This window comes from Neobacillus drentensis (assembly GCF_036965425.1).
Taxonomy (GTDB): domain Bacteria; phylum Bacillota; class Bacilli; order Bacillales; family Cytobacillaceae; genus Neobacillus; species Neobacillus drentensis_F.
Window position 1 is genome coordinate 1 of the sequence record NZ_JBALPP010000151.1, and the last position, 7,581, is coordinate 7,581.

The 7,581-nt window shown below is 38.5% G+C and carries 7 protein-coding genes, 1 pseudogene and 1 riboswitch; of the genes and pseudogenes, 2 read left to right on the plus strand and 6 right to left on the minus strand.

What is annotated here, in order from left to right; all coding sequences use genetic code 11:
* Positions 1 to 152: 152 nt before the first annotated feature.
* From V7161_RS27975 to V7161_RS27990, 4 genes are all read right to left on the minus strand, one after another.
* The gene (locus V7161_RS27975) at positions 153 to 794 is read right to left on the minus strand and encodes a pyridoxamine 5'-phosphate oxidase family protein (RefSeq protein ID WP_335716064.1); all 642 of its coding nucleotides are present in this window, start codon (positions 792 to 794) and stop codon (positions 153 to 155) included.
* Positions 795 to 821: 27 nt separating this feature from the next.
* The gene (locus V7161_RS27980; RefSeq protein ID WP_335716065.1) at positions 822 to 2,204 is read right to left on the minus strand and encodes a M14 family zinc carboxypeptidase; all 1,383 of its coding nucleotides are present in this window, start codon (positions 2,202 to 2,204) and stop codon (positions 822 to 824) included.
* A gap of 71 nt (positions 2,205 to 2,275) precedes the next feature.
* Positions 2,276 to 2,737, minus strand: a complete 462-nt coding sequence (locus tag V7161_RS27985) for an NUDIX hydrolase (protein ID WP_335716066.1) — start codon at positions 2,735 to 2,737, stop codon at positions 2,276 to 2,278.
* 142 nt (positions 2,738 to 2,879) lie between these two features.
* The gene (locus V7161_RS27990; RefSeq protein ID WP_335716067.1) at positions 2,880 to 4,244 is read right to left on the minus strand and encodes an amino acid permease; all 1,365 of its coding nucleotides are present in this window, start codon (positions 4,242 to 4,244) and stop codon (positions 2,880 to 2,882) included.
* A gap of 164 nt (positions 4,245 to 4,408) precedes the next feature.
* A riboswitch (glycine riboswitch) is annotated at positions 4,409 to 4,489 on the minus strand.
* 324 nt (positions 4,490 to 4,813) lie between these two features.
* On the opposite strand from V7161_RS27990, the gene V7161_RS27995 reads away from it, so the two are divergent.
* Entirely contained in the window at positions 4,814 to 5,377 is a 564-nt protein-coding gene (locus V7161_RS27995) for a bifunctional transcriptional activator/DNA repair enzyme AdaA (RefSeq protein WP_335716068.1), read from the plus strand.
* A gap of 3 nt (positions 5,378 to 5,380) precedes the next feature.
* The gene (locus tag V7161_RS28000) at positions 5,381 to 6,286 is read left to right on the plus strand and encodes a DNA-3-methyladenine glycosylase family protein (RefSeq protein ID WP_335716069.1); all 906 of its coding nucleotides are present in this window, start codon (positions 5,381 to 5,383) and stop codon (positions 6,284 to 6,286) included.
* Between the two features lie 102 nt (positions 6,287 to 6,388).
* On the opposite strand, the gene glsA is transcribed toward V7161_RS28000, so the two are convergent.
* Both glsA and V7161_RS28010 read right to left on the minus strand, forming a co-directional pair.
* Positions 6,389 to 7,315 (minus strand): glutaminase A, encoded by a 927-nt coding sequence (glsA, locus tag V7161_RS28005; protein WP_335716070.1) that lies wholly within the window; start codon positions 7,313 to 7,315, stop codon positions 6,389 to 6,391.
* 59 nt (positions 7,316 to 7,374) lie between these two features.
* Positions 7,375 to 7,581, minus strand: a pseudogene (locus V7161_RS28010) (hypothetical protein); the annotation flags it as partial.

A 7,581-nucleotide genomic window follows, 5' to 3' on the forward strand; every position in this document is an offset into this window, starting at 1 on the left:
TTAAGTCAAATACACTTCCAAATCAACTATTTTTGAACAAAATTGTAAAAGGGATGTTTAGGTTGTTAAATAGAGGTTATGAGACAACAGAAAATAATCCCATCTGTCAGCCAGATGGGACCATGGGGACGGTTCTATTGGTTTTATACTGCTTAGTAGAGGTCAGTCAAATAATCTTCCTGAAGTAGTTTGTCTAGATCTTTTTCGGTCATGTCGGGAATTTTTGTATGGTCTAAAAGGATTTTTGCCGCATTTGGCAGTGAATCCTTTTCACTCCATGTTTCTGGTTTCCAAATGCCTGATCGTTTCATTGCTTTTGCACAATGAATAAAGCATTCTTCCACTTCAATGCAGATCCCAACCAATGGTTTCTTTCCACGATGGGTCATTTGTTCAAGGAGGATCTCATCTTTCACCAAGGATGCTTTTCCATTCACTCGTAATGTTTCTCCCAGTCCAGGAATCAGAAAAAGAAGGCCTGCCTTTGGATTGGATAAAATATTCCGCATGGTATCGATTCTTTTATTCCCTGGCCGTTCTGGAATAATGATATGTTTTTCATCCAGTACAAGGACAAAACCCGGTATATCTCCACGAGGAGAAACATCACAATTTCCTGAAGCGTCAGAAGTGGAGATGACGAGAAAAGGTGAACGGGAAATAAAATCCTTACAATGATCGTCTAAATAGGTAATCACCTTTTTTCTAACTAGTTCACTAGGTTCCCCCATAATCGAACGTAACTCATCCTCTGTTTCAATTTTATCATTACATGTAAGATTAGGTCCCGGCATCACTGCACTCCTCCTTAGTGTTTATTTTTATCGATTTTCACGAATGTAATTAGCAACTATAAGTCCACTCTCTAATTGAATGCGTACAAGCTTTTGAATCGGAATCGCTAGATAATCAAGTTCGCTTTCAAGATTTCCGCAATATTCTTTTAAGAACTGCTCCCCTTTCTCGCAGGTTTCCATGAGTATGCTCAATACAATCTCATCACGATTTTTTTCCCGTTTGAGCCGTTCGATTTCATATTCACAAGTCCGAACGGTTAAACCTAAGTACAAGCCATTATAAAACTTTGCAACTTGTAAATTATCAAAAATCTCTGCCCTGGAAGCCATTTTTTCAAATTCAGGATTACTCTCAGCCCACTTGACTTTGGCTTCACTGCCTTCTTTAATATATTGAATTACTTCTTCTACAAGTTTTACAAACGGATTCTCTACACTTACATAAGTGCGGACTTCGGTCAGCATCTTATCAAGTAGGTCAAAATGAGCTTGCGATTGTTTTACATTTTGTAAAATGGCTTCTTTCCGTGTAATTTCTCCCTCACTCAAATCCTCAATTCGAGAATCAAAGAAATAAGGCAGCTCAGCAAGAAGCGTTACACAGTCTGTTATGGTCGATGCATAGTCTGAACTTGAAGTGCCATTTTTTATATTTGGCTTATTGCCGCTAAACTTTTCTATGAAATCATAAGCTTCACCAATTGTCATATTTTTAAAGATAGCTGGAGAAAATTTCGTTATGAACGGTTCCTCCGGCTCACCTAAATTCAAGGGGATGCCTTGTTTTATAGCTGAATCTCTTAATCTTTCATACAGCTCCGGAAGATCATGTGTCAAGTACCAATAAGCCCCTCCAAACCCGGCATTATGGAGCGAATACATAAACTCTGGTTTTATTTCTTGTATTAATGTCATTAAAGCTTGTGTTTCAGGAAGCGGGTTGTGAAAATGCAGCTCTTTATAATCAATCGGAAATGTCCATTCTACCTGTTCATAGCCTATTGGCCGATAATAATTTCTCGTGTAGGTATATACATTAAACGGCCCTTTGAACCAGTTTTCGTTTAAACGAACACCATCAGGGTCAATACATTTAATCATGTACCATGTAAAGCCTAATCCTTCCCGTAAATCGTCATTCTCAGCCAAAGCACGAGAAAAATACTCAAGTGTCATGGCTCCAATCGGTTCATTTGGGTGAGGACAGGCAAAGCATAAAGCATTCTTTGGTCCATTCCCAATTTTCATACATAAAATCGAATGTCCCTTTCGAGATTTTCCAGCCTCAAAAACGGTAACAATGTCAGGAAACTCATTTGCAAGTTCCCTGCAGCTGTCATCCATCTCTTCAACAGTCAGAAAAGCTTTGTAATCCGGAACGTTAGCAACAACAGATTCAAAATTCATGACATAGTTTCCTTTCGATGTTTGTAAACCATAGGGACGGTTCTTTTGGCAGCAACTACCTACAAGGGCCATCAGAACTGTCCCTTCGGCATTTCAATATAGTGTTTAATGATCTCTTTCACTAAGGGACTTGTATGTGCCGGTAATTCCTGAACAGGAAAAAATCGGGCATCTATCGTTTCTACCCCATCAATTTTGATTGTACTGTTTTTCACATCACTTGAAATATAGGCAATTGTGACAGGGTAGAATTCATCTCCATTTGGCAGTTTTCTGAAATATTGCTTTCCTGAAAATACAGCAGCTAACTCTAGTTGGCCGATTTCAACACCTGTTTCCTCAAAGACTTCCCGTCTTCCTGCATCTTCCGCCGATTCTCCTAATTCTAATAGTCCTCCAGGAAGCGCCCAAATCCCTTCAGGTCTTTTCTGCAGTAATATTTTCCCTTCCTTATCTATTGCTCCCACGACTGCCCCCACTAGAATAAGCGGCCGGGTTCCAATCATTTTTCGTAAATCCTCAATATATCCCATTGAGAGTCTCCTCTTGTCAATTCATTCTTTCATTAATTATTACAGAAAAATCAAAATCTTGAAACTAGGAAACCAAGGGGACGGTTCTCATGGCTTTTATAAATCTTTGTGCCACAAGAACCATCCCCTTGGATTTTGATCTCTATGCAGATAACCTTAGCTTTTTTTCTTTTTTCCTTCTATATGAATACAAAGCAAATAATAGAATAAACCATACTGGAGTCAACAATAAAGCTGTGCGTGTAGATGGTGCAAACAGCATAATAATGAGAATCGCAGCAAACAATGTCAGAACAGCGTAGTTCATAAATGGTGTAAACGGTGCTTTAAAGGTTGATTTTCTCTGTAAGTCGGGACGTGTTCTCTTATACTTTACATGACAAATAAGAATGACACCCCAAACCCAAATAAAACAAATTGCGCTGATGGTTGTTACAATCCCAAAAGCTTGTTCCGGAACAAGTTTGCTTAGAAGAGCTCCCCCCGTTAAAACAAGCGTGGAGATAAATAACGCGTTACTTGGTACATGATTTTTATTCAACTTGGCAAAACGCTCTGGCCCCTGATCCTTTTTGCTTAAATTAAATAAAATCCGGCTTGTGGAAAACATTCCGCTGTTACAAGCGGAAGCCGCAGAAGTTAAGACCACAAAGTTAATAATCCCTGCAGCAATCGGAATTCCGACCAAGCTAAAGGTTTTGACAAAAGGACTTTCGGCTGCATTTAGTTCTGTCCACGGATTAATGCATAATAGGACAATCAAGGCGCCAACGTAGAAAAATAGAATTCGTAACGGAATTTTGTTAATCGCAGACGGGATGTTTTTTTTCGGATTGGATGTTTCCGCCGCCGATACTCCCACTAATTCCACACCGACAAAGGCAAAGACAACCATTTGGAAAGAAAGCAAGAAACCCGAAATCCCATTTGGAAATAGCCCGCCATGGTTCCAAAGATTCGAAATCGAAACCGTTCCGGCCTCTGTCTTGAATCCCATCACCAGCAAAACGACCCCAATACCGATTAAGGCGACAATGGTTATGACCTTTATTAACGCAAACCAAAACTCCAATTCTCCAAAAAGCTTTACGGTTAATAGATTGAGTCCCAATAAAATAATTAAGCAAACAATCGCAGGTATCCACTGCGGGATATTAAACCAATATCGAACATAAACACCAACGGCAATTACATCGGCCATGGCCGTCATAATCCAACAAAACCAATAGGTCCATCCGGTGACAAACGCGGCCCGTGGTCCAAGATAGTCTTCAGCAATGTCAGTAAAAGATTGATAGCCCGCTTTAGAAAGAAGCAGTTCACCCAGCGCCCTCATCACAAAAAAACAAGCGATTCCGACGATTAAATAGGCTAGTATGATGGATGGCCCTGCCAGCTGTATGGCTTTACCGGATCCCAAGAATAATCCGGTTCCAATGGTTCCGCCAATGGCGATTAGCTGCACGTGGCGATTTTCTAAATTTCGCTTTAATTCTCTTTGTTCCATTTCAATCTCCCTCTCAAATTGATTAAAAATGTTTCATGTGAAACGTTGAACAAAATAGTAAACTCAATAAAAAAAAGAGACTGGAGGTCCTCCAATCTCTTAGGTCTAAGAATAATAAATAATATTTGTTACGCTAACTGTTGTCAGCATAACAAATAAATATTCAGTACTCTTCTGTCCTTTTGCCTGAGATTATGAACCCTTCGGCGCCGCGATATTCCTGCGGTCTCTCCAGAAGCTGCTCCTGCTATAGTGTGATCCATAGCAATCATAGCTTGCTAAATTATTAATTTTTTTGATTGAGTTTAACTATTGTTGAATAATTTTTAATTTTAATAGTATTCTTACATTGTGTCAACAACTAAAATTAATCTAATGACTGATTACATTATCACCTAAATTTTGGTTTCCAGGCTCATACTTTTCATTCAATGTTGTAATGCCCATTTCTCTTAGACCATAAGAGCAAGAATCAGGACGAAATCACTTTACCCTCCTTGTTAAAATGAGGTTTAAGGATACCATCTCATTTATATTAGGACTAGGCTAGAAACGGAAAGGATAAGATTATGAGTAAAATCAATCTTTCATTTGATGAAATGTGGGAAAAAATTATCGCCTGTGACCGAAAATATGATGGGTTATTTTTTACGGCCGTGAAAACAACAAAAATCTATTGCCGCCCATCCTGCAGATCTAGAAAACCAAAAAAAATAAATGTTGAGTTTTACTACGATATTAAGGAAGTTGAAAAGGCGGGGTTTCGACCATGCAAAAGATGCCAGCCTGAAGTGGAACATTCACCTCATACAGGACTTGTGAAAGATGTTATTACATTTTTAGTCAATCATTATAAACAAAATCTCGTATTAAAGGATATAGCGGACTTCGTCGGTCTAAGTCCCTATTATCTTGAACGGATATTTAAGCAAGAAACAATGGAAACTCCACGCACCTATTTAGAAAAAATACGGATAGACAGATCACTAAATCTACTTAAATTTACCGATTTAACCAACCTGGAGATATGCTATGAGGTTGGTTTCCAGAGTCCTTCTAATTTTTACAAAGCATTTCGCAATTTAAAAAATTGTTCACCTAGTGAATATAGAAAAAATAGTAAGGGGCATTAAAAAATGAACTGGAATGATTTTGAGACCTACGTTGAAATCTACCCTCCCGAGGAATTCAATTTTAATGAGTGCTTAGTATTTTTAAGCAGATCCAGCCTGGAACTTCTACATCAAATTAAGGCTGGATCTGTATATAAGCTGATTAAAGTAAATGAAACCTTCATTTTGTTTAAAGTTGGATATAATAATCGTTCCATCATCGTTGAATTCCCCTTAAGTACACCTTCTGAAGAATCTCGAAAACAAGCTGCTGAATACATTTGGGAATGGCTTGATTTAGGTCAAGATTTGGCAGGATTTTATGAAATGGCCGCCAAGGATCGTATTTTAAGTAAAATCTCCAATAAATACTACGGTCTGCGGATTATAGGTATTCCTGATTTATTTGAATCGCTAGTTTGGGCTGTAATTGGCCAACAAATCAATCTAACATTTGCTTATACATTAAAAAAACGTTTTGTTGAGCGATTTGGAGAAAGTCTCACGTTAAATGGGGATACCTTTTGGTTATTTCCTTCATTTGAAAAAATTGCTTCCATTGATGTTGAGGATTTAAAGAAACTCCAGTTTACTGGAAGGAAGGCTGAATATATCATTGGCATCGCTAAGGCCATAAAGAACGGGGACCTGTCGAAGGAAACATTGTTGAATCAGGATTATCATCAAGTGAAAAGAACATTGACCGAGTTCAGAGGGATTGGGGCATGGACTGCGGATTATGTGATGATGAGATGTTTACACTACAACACTTCCTTTCCAATCGGAGATGCCGGCCTTCATAATGCATTAAAAAGTTTATTAGGTTTTAAGAGAAAACCTGCCATAGAAGAAATAAAAGAATTCGCTGAAAATTGGGATGGCTGGCAAGCGTATGCTACCTTTTATCTTTGGAGGTCGTTATATGAATGAGATACATCTTTAAAGGAATCATTTTTACATCTAAATGACTAACCATTACCTTAGTTTTATTACAAATAATTAAACCCATCTGGCATCCAGATGGGATTTCTTTTAAAACATACTCAGACGATATTTTTTTGATAAAAGTTCCAAGAGTTTAAGTCCGGCCACACTGTTCCCTTTCTCATCCAAGGCAGGACCGAAAATGCCGATCCCAAATTTACCAGGAACAGCCCCCATGATTCCGCCTGATACACCACTTTTAGCCGGAATCCCTATTTTGATGGCGAATTCGCCTGATGCATTATACATTCCGCACGTAACCATGAAGGTTTTGCAAATTCTTGCAACATCATCAGGCATTATCCGTTTCCCATTAAGAGGATCAACACCGTCCATTGCAAAAATCATACCAATCCTCGCTAAATTCAAACAATTCATTTCAACAGCACACTGTTTAGTGTACAAATCCAATAAGGTTTCTACATCCTCCGCGATGATGCTATGCTGCTTCAGAAAATAACATAACGCGCGGTTTAAATTAGCCGATTCAAATTCGGAGCGGGCTACATTTTCACAGTAACCAATGGAAGAGTCACCGGCCAATTCCCGGATAAAGCCTAATAACCGATGAAACCGATCCTCCACTGAATCCCCTTTTAACATATGGGTTACAACCAGTGCTCCGGCATTAATCATTGGGTTTAACGGCTTGGCCGGCATTGTTTCCAACTTGGCAATCGAATTAAACGGATCTCCCGTCGGCTCCATCCCCACCCGTTCAAATACATAGCGGTAACCTCTCTCCATTAAAACAAGAGCTAAGCTTATTACCTTTGAGATACTTTGCAGTGAAATCTTTTTATCAATATCTCCCGCTGAGATACATCTTCCGTCCGGATAACTAATCGCAATCGATAAATCATCAGGATTTGCTTTACCCAGCTCGGGAATATAGTCTGCAACCTTGCCATCTTTTGTATATCTTCTTGCTTCTTCCACAAATCGTTGTAATTCCTCGTTTTTTTGACACGGCATTCTTCATCACCCGTAGTAGTTTCTTGGAACTATATCTAAATATATCTATAAACCTCATCTTAATTTTTATTACTTGATATCTCTGTGTTTTTAACACTATCTGCTATCTTAATTGATTTTTCCACAACGGACTGAACCCCATAGATAATAATGGCCAAGAATACACATATAAAATACCAGGTAGTGTTTTTCAACTTTATAAATTTAACAACTCCAACTTTATTCCCAATGTAAGGCAAAGGAAAAGCGTTAATAAGATCCAATAC